At 74.5% G+C, this 16,735-nt stretch carries 18 protein-coding genes and 1 riboswitch; of the genes, 4 read left to right on the forward strand and 14 right to left on the reverse strand.

The annotated features are described in order from the left end of the window. Positions 1-9: 9 nt before the first annotated feature. A riboswitch (S-adenosyl-L-homocysteine riboswitch) is annotated at positions 10-87 on the reverse strand. Positions 88-429: 342 nt separating this feature from the next. Then, entirely contained in the window at positions 430-1,437 is a 1,008-nt protein-coding gene (locus tag IE290_RS07845) for a zinc-dependent alcohol dehydrogenase (protein WP_191243762.1), read from the forward strand. Position 1,438: 1 nt separating this feature from the next. On the opposite strand, the gene IE290_RS07850 is transcribed toward IE290_RS07845, so the two are convergent. From IE290_RS07850 to IE290_RS38190, 7 genes are all read right to left on the reverse strand, one after another. Beyond that, on the reverse strand, positions 1,439-2,572 hold the full coding sequence (locus IE290_RS07850) for a winged helix DNA-binding domain-containing protein (protein ID WP_191243763.1): 1,134 nt from the start codon (positions 2,570-2,572) through the stop codon (positions 1,439-1,441). A gap of 26 nt (positions 2,573-2,598) precedes the next feature. Beyond that, the gene (locus tag IE290_RS07855) at positions 2,599-3,633 is read right to left on the reverse strand and encodes an enoyl-CoA hydratase/isomerase family protein (RefSeq protein WP_191243764.1); all 1,035 of its coding nucleotides are present in this window, start codon (positions 3,631-3,633) and stop codon (positions 2,599-2,601) included. Further along, positions 3,630-4,280, reverse strand: a complete 651-nt coding sequence (locus IE290_RS07860; RefSeq protein ID WP_191243765.1) for a TetR/AcrR family transcriptional regulator — start codon at positions 4,278-4,280, stop codon at positions 3,630-3,632. The genes IE290_RS07855 and IE290_RS07860 overlap by 4 nt, the downstream gene beginning before the upstream one ends. A gap of 80 nt (positions 4,281-4,360) precedes the next feature. Next, positions 4,361-5,122 (reverse strand): 3-hydroxyacyl-CoA dehydrogenase, encoded by a 762-nt coding sequence (locus IE290_RS07865; protein ID WP_191243766.1) that lies wholly within the window; start codon positions 5,120-5,122, stop codon positions 4,361-4,363. A gap of 109 nt (positions 5,123-5,231) precedes the next feature. Then, a complete protein-coding gene (locus IE290_RS07870) occupies positions 5,232-5,750 on the reverse strand; it encodes an NUDIX domain-containing protein (protein ID WP_191243767.1) in 519 nt (172 codons plus the stop codon). Between the two features lie 59 nt (positions 5,751-5,809). Next, complete coding sequence (locus tag IE290_RS07875) at positions 5,810-6,019, reverse strand: hypothetical protein (protein WP_094007025.1); 210 nt, start codon at positions 6,017-6,019, stop codon at positions 5,810-5,812. Between the two features lie 74 nt (positions 6,020-6,093). Then, the gene (locus IE290_RS38190; protein WP_268246320.1) at positions 6,094-6,219 is read right to left on the reverse strand and encodes a hypothetical protein; all 126 of its coding nucleotides are present in this window, start codon (positions 6,217-6,219) and stop codon (positions 6,094-6,096) included. Between the two features lie 215 nt (positions 6,220-6,434). On the opposite strand from IE290_RS38190, the gene IE290_RS07880 reads away from it, so the two are divergent. Then, a complete protein-coding gene (locus tag IE290_RS07880) occupies positions 6,435-7,877 on the forward strand; it encodes an aminotransferase class I/II-fold pyridoxal phosphate-dependent enzyme (RefSeq protein WP_229874300.1) in 1,443 nt (480 codons plus the stop codon). A 367-nt stretch (positions 7,878-8,244) separates the two neighbouring features. Here the strand turns inward: IE290_RS07880 and IE290_RS07885 are convergent, their stop codons facing one another. The 7 genes from IE290_RS07885 to IE290_RS07915 form a co-directional block, all read right to left on the reverse strand. Continuing rightward, positions 8,245-9,021: an adenylate/guanylate cyclase domain-containing protein gene (locus IE290_RS07885; protein ID WP_191243769.1), complete on the reverse strand. Its 777-nt coding sequence runs from the start codon at positions 9,019-9,021 to the stop codon at positions 8,245-8,247. Between the two features lie 40 nt (positions 9,022-9,061). Continuing rightward, complete coding sequence (locus IE290_RS07890; RefSeq protein WP_191243770.1) at positions 9,062-9,661, reverse strand: energy-coupling factor transporter transmembrane component T family protein; 600 nt, start codon at positions 9,659-9,661, stop codon at positions 9,062-9,064. 223 nt (positions 9,662-9,884) lie between these two features. Beyond that, a complete protein-coding gene (locus tag IE290_RS07895; RefSeq protein WP_191243771.1) occupies positions 9,885-10,559 on the reverse strand; it encodes an energy-coupling factor ABC transporter ATP-binding protein in 675 nt (224 codons plus the stop codon). Further along, positions 10,556-11,662: a thiolase family protein gene (locus IE290_RS07900; protein WP_191243772.1), complete on the reverse strand. Its 1,107-nt coding sequence runs from the start codon at positions 11,660-11,662 to the stop codon at positions 10,556-10,558. Before IE290_RS07900 ends, IE290_RS07895 begins: the two co-directional genes overlap by 4 nt. Further along, positions 11,659-12,888 (reverse strand): AMP-binding protein, encoded by a 1,230-nt coding sequence (locus tag IE290_RS07905; protein WP_191243773.1) that lies wholly within the window; start codon positions 12,886-12,888, stop codon positions 11,659-11,661. Before IE290_RS07905 ends, IE290_RS07900 begins: the two co-directional genes overlap by 4 nt. Further along, positions 12,888-13,457, reverse strand: a complete 570-nt coding sequence (locus IE290_RS07910; RefSeq protein ID WP_191243774.1) for a biotin transporter BioY — start codon at positions 13,455-13,457, stop codon at positions 12,888-12,890. Before IE290_RS07910 ends, IE290_RS07905 begins: the two co-directional genes overlap by 1 nt. A gap of 51 nt (positions 13,458-13,508) precedes the next feature. Next, on the reverse strand, positions 13,509-14,678 hold the full coding sequence (locus IE290_RS07915) for an AI-2E family transporter (protein WP_191243775.1): 1,170 nt from the start codon (positions 14,676-14,678) through the stop codon (positions 13,509-13,511). Between the two features lie 85 nt (positions 14,679-14,763). Here IE290_RS07915 and IE290_RS07920 point away from each other — a divergent pair, with 85 nt between their 5' ends. Both IE290_RS07920 and IE290_RS07925 read left to right on the forward strand, forming a co-directional pair. Continuing rightward, positions 14,764-15,387 (forward strand): GntR family transcriptional regulator, encoded by a 624-nt coding sequence (locus IE290_RS07920; RefSeq protein WP_229874337.1) that lies wholly within the window; start codon positions 14,764-14,766, stop codon positions 15,385-15,387. 339 nt (positions 15,388-15,726) lie between these two features. Beyond that, positions 15,727-16,731, forward strand: coding sequence for a 1-aminocyclopropane-1-carboxylate deaminase (locus tag IE290_RS07925; protein ID WP_191243777.1), 1,005 nt, complete (start codon positions 15,727-15,729; stop codon positions 16,729-16,731). The last annotated feature ends 4 nt before the right edge of the window (positions 16,732-16,735 follow it).

Below are 16,735 nucleotides of genomic sequence, written 5' to 3' on the forward strand. Positions count from 1 at the left end.
CCTCCCAACTGTCGGGAGGCGCCCTTGTTGCGGTTCACGGGGGCCGAGCGTGGCGGACCAGGGTCCGTTGCAGCGCCTCTCGGCCTGGCGAACACAGTACTGGACGGCCCGCGGCGACACCAAAACCGTTCCCGCGATGTGGACGCACCGGTTCGAGGTCGGGTAGCAGAACGGCGGGCCGGCTTCCCCAAGCCGGCCCGCCGTCGGAGACCGCCTGCCCTACTGGCCCCGACCGGCCGGGCATCGACCTCCCGCGGGCGCCATCCCCCGACGGAACCCGCTTTCCCCGCCGTGCGGTGCCCCGAGCACCCGCACGTGCTCCACCAGTATGCGCCGCGAGGGGCCGTCCGGGGCAAGGCGGAAGTCCTCAAAGTGAGGACTTTGTGCCCATTGCCGTCCACAGTGGATCTTCGCGGCTACGCTGGCCCCATGCGGGCGTTCGTGGTGACCGGTCCCGGCGAGGGCGGCGTGACCGTGGTCGAGCCACCGGTCGCGGCGCCGGGCGAGGTGGTCGTCGCCGTGGAGCGGGCCGGGATCTGCGGCACCGACGCGGAGTTCTTCGACGGCAGCATGCCGTACCTGCACGACGGGCACGCCAGCTATCCGATGCGGTTGGGGCACGAGTGGTGCGGGACGGTCGTGGAGACCGGCGAGGGTGTCGACCCGCGCTGGGCGGGCCGCCGGGTCACCGGGGACACGATGCTGGGCTGCCGCGCGTGCCGCCGGTGCCGGAGCGGGCGCCAGCACCTGTGCGAAACCCGCACCGAGATCGGCATCCGCGGCGGACGCCCGGGCGCGCTGGCCGAACGGCTGGCCGTGCCGGTGACGGCGCTGCACCCGCTGCCGGACACCGTGGGGGCGGTCGCGGGCGCGATGGTCGAGCCGGGCGGCAACGCGCTGCGGGCGGTGCGCGGCGCTGACCCGCACCCGGGCGACCGCGTCCTCGTCCTCGGGCCGGGCACGATCGGGCTGCTGTGCGCGATGTTCGCCCGCGCCGCGGGCGCGAACGTGCACCTGGTCGGCACCACCGCCGCGTCGCTGGAGTTCGCCCGCTCCCTCGGGTTCCACCGCGCCTGGGCGCACGATGAGGTGCCGGCGGTGCCGTTCGACGCGGTGATCGACGCCTCCGGGGCGGCGGAGGCCCCGGCCCGGGCGGTGGACCTGGTCGAGCCGGGTGGCCGGGTCGTCTACATCGGCCTGGCCGGGCGCCCGAGCCTGCTCGACACGCGCCGCCTGGCGCTGAAGGACGTCACCGCGGTCGGCGTGCTGTCGGCCTCACCCGGTCTGGCCGGGACGATCGAGCAGTACGCCGGCGGCGCGGTCGATCCGGTGCCCCTGGTCGCCGCGACCGTCGGGCTCGACGAGGTGGCCGCGGTGCTCGCGGGGAACCGGCCGGCGGGCGGCGCGCCGAAGATCCACGTGGATCCCCGCCGCTGAGTCAGGCGTGCGCGCCGACGGTGACGGGGCCGACGGTCAGCCGCGGCGCGAGGCCGAGGATCTCCCCCAGCCGGGACACCTGGGCGTCCAGCTCGCGGCGGTGCGCGGCGCTCAGCGTCGTGAACGGTTCGACGGTGACTGCGACCGTGCGGCCGGAGCGGCGCTGGTGCCACACCCCGCCGGCCACGCCGTCGACGAGCAGCACTGGGAAGTTGCCCGCCTGCCCGCGGGCGAGGCAGCGCTGCGCGGCCACGCCGGGGAAGAGCAGTTCGCGCGGGAAACTGCCGACCACGTGGGCGTCGAACAGCGGCAGCAGCCGCACCAGCGGTGTTTTCCGCGCCCGGGGCAGGGTGTCCCCGGCGTTGAGCCACGTCCGCTCACCGTCGAGTTCGACGGGACGGAGGTCGGCGCGGGCGAACAGCGCCGACGCCCAGCCGGGCGGCGCGGCCAGCCAGCGGGCGAACTGCTGGGGTGTGGCCGGGCCGTAGGCGTGCAGGTAGCGGGTCAGCAGGCCGGTGAGCGCGGCCTCGCTCTCCTCCGGCCGGAATCCGGGCAGCCACCGGTGCGGGCTGGTGTAGGTGACCTGGCGTCCGCGGTCGCGGCCGAAGCACAGCGCGCCCCGGTGCGCGACCGTCGCCAGGGCCTGGCGCCAGCGCGGCCAGAACCCCTGGAACGCCGGCATGACGAGGTCGCCCGCCCACCGGCCGACGCGGGCGACGATCGCCTCGGTGAGTTCGTCGGCGGTCAGTTCGGCGTCGGCGAGCGCGTCCGCGACGGCGTCGACGATCCGGTCGGTCTGCTCACCGGTGAGCCGCACCGCGGGCGGCAGGGTCGAGCGGTTCGGAACCGCGGAGAGCGCCCCGGTCCACAGCGGCAGGTCGCGCGCGGGCAGCAGGTGGACGGTGCCGCGCGGGCCGAACGTCCGGATCAGCGTGTTTTCGTCCACCGCGCGGCGGACGTCGGCCGCGGTGCCGCCGGTGCGCAGCGCGACCGACACCTCCGCGGCGGTGCGAACCTGGGCGTGCGCCCCGCAGATGGCGCCGGTGACCTCGGCCGGGCCTGTCGTGCGGCCGGACAGGAAATGCCGGTCCAGGCGCCGGGCTTGCACGGCGGACCAACAGACGCGTTCGCTCATGACGGGAACGCTAAGCCGGCAAGCGGTCAGGAACCGTCCTCAATCGCGTCGACGAGGCCCCAGTCCAGTGCCGTGACCGCGCTCAGCGGCCGTCCGGACAGCGCCGGCCACAGCGTGCGCCACCGGCCGATCCGGCGCGGCACGCTCACCGTTCCGCCGGCTCCGGGGATCAGGCCCATCGTGACCTCGGGCAGCCGGAACACCGTGCCCGCCCGCGCCACCACCCGGCCGGCGAACGCCGCCAGTTCCAGCCCGGCTCCCACGCACGCCCCGTGCACGCGCACCTCCGCGCGCCCGGCGATCGCGTGCAGCGCCCGCGCGGCTCCGGCCCTGGTGCGGACGAAGTGCGCGGTGACCGGGTCCGGGGTGGTGCCGAACTCGTCGAGGTCGCCGCCGGAGCAGAAGGCCGGACCGGCGCCGTCGAGCACCACCCGGCACTCCTCCGCCGCGGCGACGGCCAGCGCGTCGACGAGCGCGTCGCGCATCTCACGGCCGTAGGCGTTGCGCCGCTCGGGCCGGTTGAGCGTCACGCGCACGACGTCGCCCTCGCGGGTCAGGAGCACCGGCGGTTCGGTGGCCGGTGGCGGCAGCGGTCGGTCCCCGCGGCCACGCAGCCACCGCACGAACTCCGGCCCGCCGAGCAGGGTCGAGTAGGCGAACGACTCGACATCCAGCGCCGCGGCGACGTCCAGGCGTCCGCTCGCCCGCAGCACCTGGACCAGCACCAGCGCGGCCCGCGGGTTCGCCTCGGCCGCCTGGCACAGCACGTCCGCGTCGCCCGCCGGGTCGTCGCTCGCCGCGAACTGGGGGCCGCGCGCGCAACCGTCGGCGGCGAAGGTCAGGTCGAGGGCGTCGGCCAGGGCCCAGCGCTCGTCGTCGATCGCGCGGGTGGCGACGCCGACCAGGATCCGCTCGCACGAGCGCGCCGTCCGCGTGGCGGCGTGGACGACGTCGGCGGGCACCGGCTCGTCCAGGTCGACCACGACCAGCGGGCGCCGGACCTGGCCGGCGTCGTCCAGGAGCGGGTCGTGCGCGGCGCCGCCGGCGAGCGCGGTGATCACGCCGAGCGGGCCCGGGTGCGGCGCGCCCGGGCCGCCGGCCGCTTGCGGACCCCGACCGTCATCAGGGCGATGTCGACGTACCGCTCGGCCAGCTCGTCGGGCGACAGCGGGCCGCCGTCGGGGTGGTACCAGCGGCCGATCGACTGGAGCATGCCCAGCAGCGCCCGCGCGGTCTCGGCCGGCCGCTTCGCGACGAACAGCCCCTCGGCCACGCCGTCGGAGACGATCCGCGTGACCAGGACCTCGATCTCCTTGCGCCGCGCCGCGTACCGCTTGCGGTTTTCCGGGGACAGGTGCCGCAGCTCGAAGTCCAGCGCGGCGAGCCGGGTCCGGTGGGCCATGTGCAGCACGATCGCCTCGACGACGTTGACCAGCCGCAGGTCCGGCCGGTCACCGGCCTCCTCGGCGGCCTGCCGCACCCGCCAGTCGAGGTCGCTCGTGGCCTCCTCGACCAGCGCGGTGAACACGCCCTCCTTGTTCTCGTGGTGGTAGTACAGCGCCGGCACGGTCTGGCCCACGCGCCGCGCGATGTCCCGCACCGGGGTGCCGTGGAAGCCCTGCTCGTAGAAGGCTTCCAGCGCGGCCGCCAGGATCGGGGTCAGCTCGAGCGGTCCGTACTCCCGCCACGCTCCCGCGGGTCGTGTCATGTCCTGCCCATCGAAGAGGTCACGGGAAAACGATAACCGGGCGCGGCAGCGGGCCGGGGCACCGCTGCCGCGCTGCCGGGTCAGCGGGGGGCCATGCGGATGGCGCCGTCGAGGCGGATGGTCTCGCCGTTGAGCATCGGGTTCTCCACGATGTGCCGGGCCAGCGCCGCGAACTCGGTGGGGTCGCCCAGCCGCGAGGGGTGCGGCACCTGCGCGCCCAGCGACGCGATGGCCTCCTCCGGCAGGGTCGCGAACAGCGGCGTGTGGAACAACCCCGGCGCGATCGTGACCACCCGGATCTTCAGGCTCGCCAGGTCACGGGCGATCGGCAGGGTCATGCCAACGATCCCGCCTTTGGACGCCGAGTACGCGGCCTGGCCGATCTGCCCGTCGAACGCCGCGACCGAGGCGGTGTTGATGATCACGCCGCGCTCCTCGCCGGCCGGCTCGGTCTTGGCGATGCGCTCGGCGGCCAGGCGGATCACGTTGAACGTGCCCACCAGGTTGACGTTGATGACCTTGGTGAACGCCTCCAGCGGGAAGGCGCCCTGCTTGCCGACGGTCTTGATCGCGTTGCCGATGCCGGCGCAGTTCACCGCCACCCGCAGCGTGCCCAGCTGTTCCGCCGCGTCCAGCGCCGCGGAAACCTGGGCCTCGTCGGTCACGTCGGCCGCGGCGAACACCACCCCGTCGCCCAGTTCCTTGGCCACCGCCTCGCCCTGCGACGAGGGCAGGTCCACGATGACGACCTTCGCGCCGCGCCCGTGCAGCTCCTTGACCGTCGCCAGCCCGAGCCCCGACGCGCCACCGGTCACCAGCGCGACCGCGTTGCCGACCTCCATGTCGCAACACCCCTTCCCGTTCGCCCGTCCCGGCCGCGACGGCCGGAACCTTGCTTAGCGCACGTTAAGGGAGATCGTCCGCGCGGGGAAGTCCCTCGGGGCCGATGTCTCAGTCGCGGGACTCCACCGCGAGCGCGATCAGGTCCGGCATCCAGTCCGTCTGCGCGCCGAGCAGCGCCTGCGCCTCGGCGACCTCGGCGAGCCGGACCTCGACCACCTGCTCGCCGTCGTCGGGGTTGGACGGGTCGCCGACGATCTCCACGTCGGCGGAGCACCAGAGCCAGGCCTTTTCCGGGTGCGGCTGGTGCGGGCGGTAGGGCGCGGGCCGGTCGCTGACGCAGTGGTGCGCGCCGATCCACCGCAGCTCGCCGGTCAGCCGGGCGCCGGCCTCCTCGGCCAGTTCGCGGGCGACGCACTCGCCGATGCTCTCCCCCGGCTCCCGGGTCCCGCCGGGCAGGAACCAGCCGTACCGCTCGTCGCGGCAGAGCACGATCCGCTGGCCGACGAAGCCGGCGAGGTGGATGTTGGTGACGAGCTCGTCGGCGGGCGCGGCGGTGGAGAACCGGGCGTCGAGACCGCCCCACTCCCAGCGTTGCGGCGCGTACAGCAGCGGACGGTCGATCTGCATGCGGTGGGATCGTAGCGGCGCCGCGGCGCGCGGTCAGGGGTGTTCAGCGGCGGCGACGGTCAGGCGAGTTCCTGCCCCGCCCACTGGGTGCGGATCCGGCGCCAGGCCAGCGCGTACGGCTCGGCCGGATCACCCGGCCGGATGACGCCGTTCGCGACGTCGGAGCGGGAGCGCGCGAGCTCCCGCTCGGCGAGCGAACGCGGTACGTGGAGCACTTCGACGATCTGCCAGAAGAGCTCGCCCGGCCCGGCTTCTGTCCCGTCCGCCATGCTCGCAGGATGGCGGCTCCCGCCTGGCTCCGCCACCGCAACGCCGGATTCCACGCGATCGGAACCCGGCCGGGTCACGAGACGGCCTCCTCCGCGACTCCCTCCGCGGCCGACGGGACCTCGTCACCACCCTGTAGCTCGGCCCAGTCGAGCCCGATCGTGGCGACCACGTCGTCGAAGATGGGCGTCCGGTCGCTCATCGGGCGCCCGGAACCGGCTTGGCACACATACGTTCCCCTCCAGCGTCGTGTACAGCCACGCGAGGTCGGAAATTAACACGCGACCAGCGGCAACCGCCATGCGGAGTCCCATGAACGGGGGACACCTTTCCGGGGGTGGGCACCCGCGTCCACTGAGGAGTTTGCCGCCCGCCCGCACGGGGAAGCCCTGCCCGGTGGACCATGCGCAGGCACCCGTGATCGAAGCCATCCGGCGCTACCGCGAGCGCGGTCACCTGGGGTTCGTCCCGCCCGGGCACAAACAGGGGCGCGGCATCGATCCGCGGCTGGCCGACGTCGTGGGCCGGGACGTGTTCGCCTCCGACATCATCCTGATGAACGGCCTCGACGACCGCCGCATGTCCCAGGGCGTGCTCGCCGAGGCCGAGGAACTGATGGCCGACGCGGTGGACGCCGAGGAGGCGTACTTCTCCACGTGCGGCAGCTCGTTGTCGGTGAAGAGCGCGATGCTCGCCGTCGCCGGGCCGGGCGAGGAGCTGCTGGTGTCCCGCAACGCGCACAAGTCCGTGGTGGCCGGGCTGATCCTCAGCGGCGTGCGGCCGGTGTGGGTGCACCCGCGCTGGGACGGGCGGTTCCACCTCGCGCACCCGCCGGGGCCGGAGGACGTGCGGGACGCGTTCGCGAAACACCCGGACGCCAAGGGGATGTTGCTGATCACGCCGACGGACTACGGGGCGTGCGCGGCGATCCGGGAAACCGCGCGGGTGTGCCACGACCACGACGTCCCGCTGATCGTGGACGAGGCGTGGGGCGCGCACTTCCCGTTCCACCCGGCGTTGCCGTCGTGGGCGATGGACGCGGGCGCGGACATCTGCGTCACCAGCGTGCACAAGATGGGTTGCGGCCTGGAGCAGGGCTCGGTGTTCCACCTGCGCGGCGAGCGGGTCGATCCGCAGGTATTGGCGTCGCGGGCCGACCTGCTGGGCACCACGAGTCCCAGCGCGCTGATCTTCGCCGGCCTGGACGGCTGGCGGCGGCAGATGGTGCAGCACGGCGAGGAGTTGCTGGGCCGGGCGCTCGCGCTGGCCGCGTCGGTGCGGGCGGAACTGGCCGCTATTCCCGGGATCCGGGTGCTGGAGCGGGACGATCTGGTCGGGCCGCGCCTGGCCGACGACCACGACCCGCTGAAGATCGTGCTGGATCTCGCGGAGCTGGACCGCTCCGGTTACGACGCGAGCGAATGGCTGCGCGAGCACCACCGGATCGACGTGGGACTGTCCGACCACCGCCGGATGGCCGCGCAGATCACGATCGCCGACGACGAGGAGACCACCGGACGGCTGCTCGCCGCGATCCGCGACCTGGTGCGCCGGATCGAGGAGATCCCCCCGGCCAAGCCGGTGGACCTGCCCGAGCCGGGCGAACTGGAGCTGGAGCAGGCGATGCTGCCGCGTGACGCGTTCTTCGGCCCGATCGAAGACGTTTCCCCGGAGGAGGCGATCGGGCGCGTGAGCGCGGAGACGATCAGCCCGTACCCGCCCGGCGTGCCCGCGGTGGCGCCGGGCGAGGTGATCACCCGTACCGTGGTGGACTACCTGCTGAGCGGGCTGGACGCCGGCATGTACCTGCCCGATCCGGCCGATCGGCAGCTGAAGACGTTCCGCGTCGTGAAGCGCTGACGGTGGTGAGCCCCGTCCAATTTGGACCGTAGGCGGATGAGGTGCGCTTTCACCGTCGCCACAGCCGTGGTCGCAGGACCACGGCTCACCCCGCCCGGCGCCGAGCGCCACCCCGAGCCCGCCGTAGGTGAGCCCGGCCTACAGCACGCTCAGGAACAGCATCCCGCCGGCGCGCGGATCGCAGGAGAAACCCATCACGATCGTCGCGTAGCCGGACACCACCGTCGCGACCAGCACCAGCCCGGTCAGCTTCGCCAGCAGCAGCGCCAGCCGCGCCCCCTGCCGGGCCAGCCGCGGTCCAGTGCGGGCCGCGGCGGGACGGTGGGCGCGGTGTGCCCCATCCCGCCGCCGCCCACCTCGGCGGGGCTCAGGCGGGCTCGACCGAGAAGATCTCCAGGTCCCGCGGCGTGCCCTTCGCGCGGAACCAGCGCTTGCGGCGCGCCGCGAAGCGTTCCGGGTCGAGCGCGTCGCGCACGGGGGCGGAGATCAGGACCTGCCCGCCGGCCGCGGCATCGGCCACCCGGGCCGCGACGTTGACGTCCACGCCCAGGTAGTCGTGCCCGAGCTTGCGCGGCGTTCCGGCGTGCAAGCCGGCCCGCAGGCTCGGCCGGTGCCCGGAGATCTCCAGCTCGGCGACCCGCGCGCACGCCTCCACCGCCGCCTCAACCCCGGCGCCCGGTTCCGCGAACACCGCCATCAGGCCGTCGCCGAGGCGTTTCACCACCCGGCCGCCGCGGCGGGTGATCTCGGGCTCGGTGACGCGCCCGACCTCCCGCAGCAGGCGCAGCGCCGCGTCGTCGCCGGCTTCCAGCGCCCACGTGGAGAAGCCGACCAGGTCGGTGAAGAGGATCGTGATCCCGGCGGTTTCGGTGGCGTTGCGGGAGCCGGTGACGGCCTGCCACACCTGGACCGCGGTCAGCCCCAGCTCGCGGAGCACGCTCGGCTCCGGGGTGTCGGCCAGGGCGCGGGCCAGCCGATGCGAGGGCAGGCGGCCGGCGGTGGACAGCGGGTCGCCCATCTCGCTGTCGCCGGGGGCGAGCCGCCGGACGAACCGCGCGGTGCGGAGCAGGCTTTCGCGCCGGTCGACCTCGCGCAACGCCTGGCCGAGCCTGATGCGGCGGCCGCCGGGGGCCTCGTCGGTCACCGGCCCAGGATAGTGGGCGGCGATCATCCGGCGCGACGCGTCAGCGGTCGCCCTCGCCGCGGGCGGCCAGTGCCTCGCCCAGCTCGTCGGCGTGGCGGAGGGTCCGCACCAGGAACGGCACGGTGAACGCGACCACCGACCGGTCCGCGCCGCGTGCCTTGGCCGCCTCCCGGACCTCGCCCGCGATGCCGGTCAGCGTCGCCACGGCCTGCAGCGTCAGGCCGACCAGCAGGCCGAGCCGCTCCGGCCGCACCCCGAACCGCCGCAGCGGCCCCAGGCCCCGCTCGACCGCGGCGACCAGGTCGTCCACCCGGGTGGTGAGGGTGACCAGGTTCGCGGCGGCGAGCGCGGCGACGATCCGCAGGCAGACCACGACGGCCGGTTCCAGGCCGAGCAGCCACCACTGGAGCGCGAACACGACGACGACCAGCAGCCCGAGCGACCGCAGCAGCGCCCAGCACCGCCGCCAGGACACCCGGGCGACCCCGTACCCGGCGACGGCCACCGCACACAGGACGCCGAGCCACAGCGGCGACCGCAGCACGAAGATCACCACGGCGAGCGCCAGCAGCGCGAGGAACTTGACCCCCGCGGGAGCCCGGTGCAGGAGGCTGGAACCCGGCTCGTACCACGCGTTCATGCGATCAGCTCCCGCCGCCGCACCACGGCCGCCCAGCAGCGGCCCACGCACGGGCGATGAAACGGGCGGTCATAGGACCGCCACCCGGCCGCCGCAGCGTGGCCGTCCGGCGGCAACCCGCGCCGCACGGCGACCGTCCGGGCGGCCGTACGACCGCCTCCCGACCGCCGCACCGCTGGGCCTCCAGCAGCCACCTCCGCCCCACGGGCCACGATCCCGGCCGTCATGCGATCAGCTTCCGGTAGTGCGCCAGCGCCGCCTCTGGGGTGTCGTCCGCCGCGACCCTGCCCTCGTCCAGCACCACCACCCGGTCGAAGCCGTCCAGCAGCTCCAGGTCGTGCGTCACCAGGACCACCTGCTGCGGCAGCCCGGCCAGCGTCTCGGTGAACCGGCGCTTGTTGCGCAGGTCCAGCAGCGTCGTCGGCTCGTCGCAGACCAGGATGTCCGGCTCCAGCACCAGCATCGCGCACAGCGCCAGCAGCTGCTTCTGCCCGCCGGAGAGCTGGTGCGCCGGATGATCGACGTAATCCCCGAGGCCGTAGCGCGCCAGCACCTCCGCCGCCCGCCGCGCACGCTCCGCTTTGGACAGTCCACTCCGGCGCAGCGAGAACGCCACGTCCTCACCGGCGGTGGGCATCACGATCTGGCTGTCCGGGTTGGTGAACAGGAACCCGACCCGCTTGCGCACCGCCCGGCCCTCGCGCACCGGGTCCAGCCCGTCGACCAGCACCCGGCCCGCCGTCGGCGCCACCAGCCCGTTGATCATCCGCGCCAGCGTGGACTTGCCGGACCCGTTGGCGCCGACGAACGCCACCCGCCGCTCCGGGATGCGCAGGTCCACTTCGGACAGCACCACCCGCGAGCCGTACTGGTGCCCGACGCCCTCGAACTCGATCATCCGGCCTCCCACCTCGTCGCCACGCCCACCCCGCCCCCGGCGGACAGCGCGGCCAGGCCACACCCGCCGCCGCGCTGCCGCACCAGTGTGCCGAACAACCGCACCACCAGCACGGCGCCCGACGCCCCCCACGGGTGGCCGAGCGCGATCGCCCCACCGTCCGGGCTCACGATCTCCTCATCGATGCCCACCGCGTCCAGGCACGCCAGCGCCTGCCCGGCGAACGCCTCGTTGAACTCGACCACGTCCGGCGTCCCGTCCAGCACGGTCCGCATCGCCGGCACCGCGCCCAGCCCGAGCCGGTTCGGGTCCACCGCCGACGTCGCCGACGCGGCCAGCCGCAGCCCCGGCACCCCGAGCCGCCGCCGCACCCGCTCGCTGACGATCAGCACCGCCGCCGCGCCATCGTTGATCCCGCACGAGTTCGCCGCCGTCGCGGTGCCGTCCGGGGTGAACGCCGGGCGGAACCGCGCCAGCCGGGCCTCGGTGAAGCCGTCCCGCGGACGCTCGTCCCGCACGACGCCGCGCACTGGCACGATTTCCGCGTCGAACCGGCCCGCCCGCTGCGCCGCGACCGCCCGCGCGTGGCTGCGGGCGGCGAACGCGTCCTGGCGCTCCCGCGAGATCCCGGCCTCCGCCGCGACCAGGTCCGCGGCCGGGCCCATGTCCGGGTCGCCGATCTCGGCGGGCGCGAACGGCGCGCGCGTGTAGAACTCGCCCGGCTCGCTGCTGCCGTCCACGCGCCACGCCCGGAACGGCGCGGTCGAGGCGCTTTCCACCCCGCCCGCGAGGAACACCTCCCCCTCCCCCGCGCGGATCATCGCCGCGGCCAGGGTGATCGCGGCCAGCCCGCTGGCGCACTGCCGGTCGACCGTCACCCCGGGCACCGCGAGCCCGGCGCGCAACGCCGCGACCCGCGCCGGATTCCCGCCGGGCCCGAACACGTTGCCCAGCACCACGTCATCCACTGTGGACAGACCGGCGTCGTCCAGGGCGGCGCGCAGCACCGGCGCGGCCAGCTCGTCCACCGGCACCCCGCGCAGGGCGCCGTAGGCGTTGCCGATCGCGGTGCGCCGCGCGGCGATCACGACGGGCGTGGTCACGTCAGCGGCTCCGCGGGCAGTGTCCCGTCGGCCAGCTGCGCGGCGACCAGCGCCCGGGCCGGCTTGCCGGACGCGGTGCGCGGCAGCTCCTTGACGGCCAGCCAGCGCCGCGGCCGGTTCGCGGGCGCGAGCCGGGCCCGGGCGAGCGCCCGCAGGTCCCGCAGCCGCGCCTCGCCCTCGACGACCGCCGTGACCAGCTCGCCCAGCCGGGGGTGCGGGGTGCCGCCGACCAGCACGTCCACCACTCCGGGCGCACTGCGCAGCACGGCCTCGACCTCCTCGGCGGGCACCAGCCGCCCGCCGCTGGACACCGTCGCCCCGGCGCGGCCCCGCACGATCAGCGCACCGGAGTCGTCGAACTCGACGAGGTCGCCCACGGTCGACCAGTCGCCGGCCGCTCGCAGGTCGCCGTCGCGGAGCTGCCCGGCGTAGGCCAGCGGGGACCGCACCCACAACACGCCGTCGCGCACGTCCAGCTCCACGCCGGGCACGGGCCGCAGTCCCCCGGCGCCGCGCCGGATGGCGATCAGCGAGTGCTCCGCCGAGCCGTAGTACTCGATCAGCTCCGCGTCCGGCAGCACCCGCGCGAACCGGGCGCGGACCTCGTCGCCGAGATGAGCCCCGCCGCACACCACGGTCCGCAGCGGGGACTGCCCGCCGCGCCGCTCCAGCACCGCCAGCAGGGCGGACAGCATCGCCGGCACCAGGTGCACGGTCGCGGCGTCGGCGCGGGCCGCGGCTTCGGCGTCCCAACGCGGCAAGGTGATCAGCGACCGGCCGCACCACAGCCCGTGCAGCGCGCCGAACAGGAACAGCGACGAGCTGAGCGGCCCGGGGATCAGCACCGGCCCGGGCAGCGGGCCGAGCGCGGCGAAACTGCGCAGCCACGAGTCGCGGGTGCGGACGAGGACCTTCGGGCTGCCACTGCTGCCCGACGTCGTGGGCAAGTAGAAGAACGTCCGCCCGTCACCGGCCGCCGGGAACGGTTCGGCCGGCGGCGGTGGCGGGGCGGTGACGACGAGGTCGGGGTCGGCGTCGGCGAGCACGGCGGCCCGCTCGGCCGGGGTCCAGGCCGGCTCGATCACCAGGGTCGCGGCGCCCAGCAGGTCCGCGCCGAGGAACCACGGCAGCACCTCAGGCACGTCGAGCGCGACGCGGGAGCCTTCACCGATGCCGCGGCCGGCGAGCCACCGGGCCGCGCCGTACGCGCGCCCGTCCGGGATCATCACTCGCTCCGCGACGCCGATCCCACCAGCTTGCCGGGCAGCGCGCGGTGCACGACCGCGCCGATCAGGGCGACCGCGACGACCTTGGCCGCGTCGCCGGGCAGGAACACCAGCGACTGCACGGCGGCGGTGCCCAGGTTGCCGGTGTAGACGCCGAGGTAGGTGACGCCGAACAGGTAGTCGACGACCAGGCCGGCCGCGGCGGCGAGCAGCAGCACCGGCAGGTTGGCCCGCTTCAGGCGCGCCACGATCAGGCCCACCACGAGCGCCGAGGGGATCCAGCCGATCAGGAACCCGCCGCTGGGGCCGAGGAACGGCGCGATCCCGCCGCGGCCGCCGGAGAGCAGGGGCAGGCCGATCGCGGTCAACGCGAGGAACAACACGACCGACGCGGTGCCGCGGCGGGCGCCCAGCACGCAGCCGGCCAGCAGCGGGCCGGCGTTCTGCAGCACGATGGGCACGCCGGAGCCGCCGACGTAGAGGCCCGGGAACAGCCCGAGCACGGCGATGAACGCGGCGAAGACGACGGTGCGGGCGAGATCACCGGCGGGAAGGGTGGGGCGGGACACGCCGGAACGGTAACCCGTGCCCGGCCGCGGCGAAAAAGACGCAGGTCACATTCAGCTGTGGTCCATGCGGTGGAACACGATTTCCCGCACGAAGAGCAGCACCGCGGCGGCCACCGGGATGGCCACGAGCGCGCCGACGATGCCCAGCAGCACCCCGCCGAGCACCACTGCGACGACGGTGACCAGCGCGGGCACGTCGACGAACCGGCCGATGATCTTCGGCGTCAGCAGGTAGTCCTCGACGAACCGGTAGACGATGAAGAACCCGACCGTGGCCAGGCACACCGGCCAGGACACCGTCAGCGCGGCCAGGCTCACGATGATGCCGGCGATGATCGCGCCGATCACCGGGATCAGGTCGAGCACCGCGAGCAGCAGCGCCAGCAGCACCGGGTACGGGATGCCGAAGATCGTGAACCAGATGAACCCGAGCACCCCGGCGATGACCGAGATGACGACGTTGCCCAGCACGTAGGAGCCGACCTTGGCGAAGATCTCGTCGCCGATGAGGATCGCGCGGGGGCGGCGGGTGTGCGGCACGAACCGGTAGATCGTGGCGCGCAGCCGCGGGAAGTCGGCGAGGAAGTAGATCGTCAGGACGAGCACGATCAGCGTGTCGGTGAGCGTGCCCAGCACCGCCCGGCCGCTGCCGAGCAACCCGTTGATCATCGCCGGGTTGGGATCCCGGAACGTGCTCTCGAGTCGTTGCTGCAGGTCGAACCGCGCGCTCACCTGGCCGAGCCACGAACTGCGGTCGCCCAGCCGCGCCAGGTACTCCGGCCCCTGGTCGATGAACCGGACGGCCTGGTCGACCAGCGGCGGGATCAGCGCGGCGAAGAACCCGGCGGCCAGGCCGAGCCCGCCGACCACGATGACCGTGACCGCCAGCGCCCGCGGCAAGCCGTGCCGGACGAGCCAGGACGCGACGGGTTCCAGGCCGATCGCCGCGAACAGCGCGACGCCGATGAGCACGAGCGTGCCGCTGGCGATGAACAGGAACCACACCGCGCCCGCGGTGACGGCCGCCCCGGCGGCCGCGGCCATGCCGATGAAGAACGGCGAGCGCAGGTTCATCGGTTTGCCGTGCGGGCCGAGCGGGCGCTCCTCGCTGCTGATGCGCTCGGCGACGGCTTCCGCGTCGGCGACCGGGCCGGTGATGGCGTCACGGGGCTGGCCGACCAGTTCGTCTGGCCCCTCCGCATCCGCAGGTGACGCCGCCACGGTCGGCGAGTAACCCGCGGAGGGGTGGGTGAAACCGGGCTGGCGTCCCCGGTCATTGACATCTAACATGTCAGTTGTGGAACGAGTGCGGCGGACGTTGCTGCGGGAGACCGCGCACCAGGTCATCCGGGACGCGATCGTGCGCGGCGATCTCGCCCCGGGCAGCGTGGTGCGCGACGCCGACCTGGCCGAGGAGCTGGGCCTGTCGCGGGCGCCGGTGCGCGACGCCCTGGCCCGGCTCGCCGACGAGGGGCTGATCGAGACCAAGCCGCAGAGCCACACGCGAGTCACTCCCCTGCTGTCGCGGGACGTCCGCGACGCGGCGGCCGTGGTGCGGGCGATGCACGAGCTGGCCGCGCGCACGGGGGTGCCGCGGCTGACCGACGCCGACTGCGACGCGATGGCGGCGGCGAACGACCGCTTCGCCGCCGCGGCGCGCGCCGGGGACGTCGACGGGGCCCTGCGCGCGGACGACGAACTGCACGACGTGCTGGTCCGGGCGTGCGGCAACCGCGCCGTGGCGGCGACGATCGACCGCTACACGCCGCTGATCCGCCGCCTGGAGCGGATCCGCTTCGGCGCGGGTGGCGGGCACCAGTCGGCGGAGCTGCACGAGCGGCTCATCGCGGCCTGCCGCGCCCGCGACACCGCCGCGGCGACCACGGTGACCACCGAGATCTGGCGGGAGCTGGAAGACCTCGCCGACTGACCAGGGGTTGGGCTGCGGCACGTGCCCGGCCTCGGCGGCCGACCACCCGCCCGGCACGACCGGCGACCTGCCACCAGCCCGGCGACACCGACCGACCTCACCACCCGCCGGCCCGAGCCCGGCAAGCCCGCCGCCGAACCGGCGGAACCAGCCCGACCACCCACCCCGACGGCACCCCCGCCGGCCGACCACCGCCCGACCGCCGAAACCGCCCGGCATGACCGCGCCGGCTGACCACCCACCCACCACCGAGCGCGGCCGCGCGCCGGCCGCACCACCCGGTCCCGACGAACCCCTCCACCCTGCCCCCACCACTGAACCCCCTGATTGGAGACCCCCATGTCCCTCGCCGACTTCGAGCGTTATCCCCTGCTCTTCGGGCCCTCGCCGGTGCACCGGCTGGACCGGCTCACCGCCCACCTCGGCGGCGCCGCGGTCTGGGCCAAGCGCGAGGACTGCAACTCCGGCATCGCGTTCGGCGGGAACAAGACCCGCAAGCTGGAATACCTCGTCGCGGACGCGATCGCCCAGGGGTGCGACACCCTGGTCTCCATCGGCGGCGTCCAGTCCAACCACACCCGCCAGGTCGCGGCCGTCGCCGCGCGTGCCGGGCTCAAGTGCGTCCTGGTGCAGGAGAGCTGGGTCGACTGGCCGGACGCCGTCTACGACAAGGTCGGCAACATCCTCCTCAGCCGCCTCGCCGGAGCCGAGGTGCGGCTGGTCAAGGCCGGCTTCGGCATCGGCTTCAAGGAGAGCTGGGAGCAGGCCCTGGAGGAGATCCGCGAGCGCGGCGGCAAGCCCTACGCGATCCCGGCCGGCGCGTCCGACCACCGCCTGGGCGGGCTCGGCTTCGCCCGGTGGGCCGCCGAGGTCGCCGAGCAGGAACGCGAGCTGGGCGTGCACTTCGACACGATCATCGTCTGCTCGGTCACCGGCTCCACCCAGGCCGGGATGATCGCCGGGTTCGCCGCCCTGGACGAGGACCGGCCGCGCCGCATCCTCGGCATCGACGGCTCCGCCAAGCCCGAGGAGACCCGCGACCAGATCGCCCGGATCGCGCGCAACACCGCCGACCTGCTCGGCGTCGAGCGCGAGCTGGAGGTGGAACTGGACGAGCGCTACCACGCCGGCGTCTACGGCATCCCGGACGAGCAGACCCTGGACGCGATGAAGCTCGCCGCCCGCACCGAGGGCATGATCACCGACCCGGTGTACGAGGGCAAGTCGATGGCCGGGCTCATCGACCTGGTGTCCCGCAAGGAGATCCCCGCGGACTCCACCGTGCTGTACGCGCACCTCGGCGGCCAGCCGGCCCTCAACGGCTACAGCGCACTCTTCAGCTGAGGAC

Source organism: Amycolatopsis deserti, from assembly GCF_014653945.1.
GTDB classification, from domain to species: Bacteria; Actinomycetota; Actinomycetes; order Mycobacteriales; family Pseudonocardiaceae; genus Amycolatopsis_E; species Amycolatopsis_E deserti.

Coding starts and splice junctions, on each gene's coding strand:
- IE290_RS07890 (WP_191243770.1), bottom strand. CDS start 9,661: ATGAACGCGTGGTACGAGCCGGGTTCCAGCCTCCTGCACCGGGCTCCC.
- IE290_RS07865 (WP_191243766.1), bottom strand. CDS start 5,122: ATGGAGGTCGGCAACGCGGTCGCGCTGGTGACCGGTGGCGCGTCGGGG.
- IE290_RS07875 (WP_094007025.1), bottom strand. CDS start 6,019: ATGGCGGACGGGACAGAAGCCGGGCCGGGCGAGCTCTTCTGGCAGATC.
- IE290_RS07895 (WP_191243771.1), bottom strand. CDS start 10,559: ATGATCGAGTTCGAGGGCGTCGGGCACCAGTACGGCTCGCGGGTGGTG.
- IE290_RS07850 (WP_191243763.1), bottom strand. CDS start 2,572: ATGAGCGAACGCGTCTGTTGGTCCGCCGTGCAAGCCCGGCGCCTGGAC.
- IE290_RS07925 (WP_191243777.1), top strand. CDS start 15,727: ATGTCCCTCGCCGACTTCGAGCGTTATCCCCTGCTCTTCGGGCCCTCG.
- IE290_RS07860 (WP_191243765.1), bottom strand. CDS start 4,280: ATGACACGACCCGCGGGAGCGTGGCGGGAGTACGGACCGCTCGAGCTG.
- IE290_RS38190 (WP_268246320.1), bottom strand. CDS start 6,219: ATGAGCGACCGGACGCCCATCTTCGACGACGTGGTCGCCACGATCGGG.
- IE290_RS07905 (WP_191243773.1), bottom strand. CDS start 12,888: ATGATCCCGGACGGGCGCGCGTACGGCGCGGCCCGGTGGCTCGCCGGC.
- IE290_RS07845 (WP_191243762.1), top strand. CDS start 430: ATGCGGGCGTTCGTGGTGACCGGTCCCGGCGAGGGCGGCGTGACCGTG.
- IE290_RS07870 (WP_191243767.1), bottom strand. CDS start 5,750: ATGCAGATCGACCGTCCGCTGCTGTACGCGCCGCAACGCTGGGAGTGG.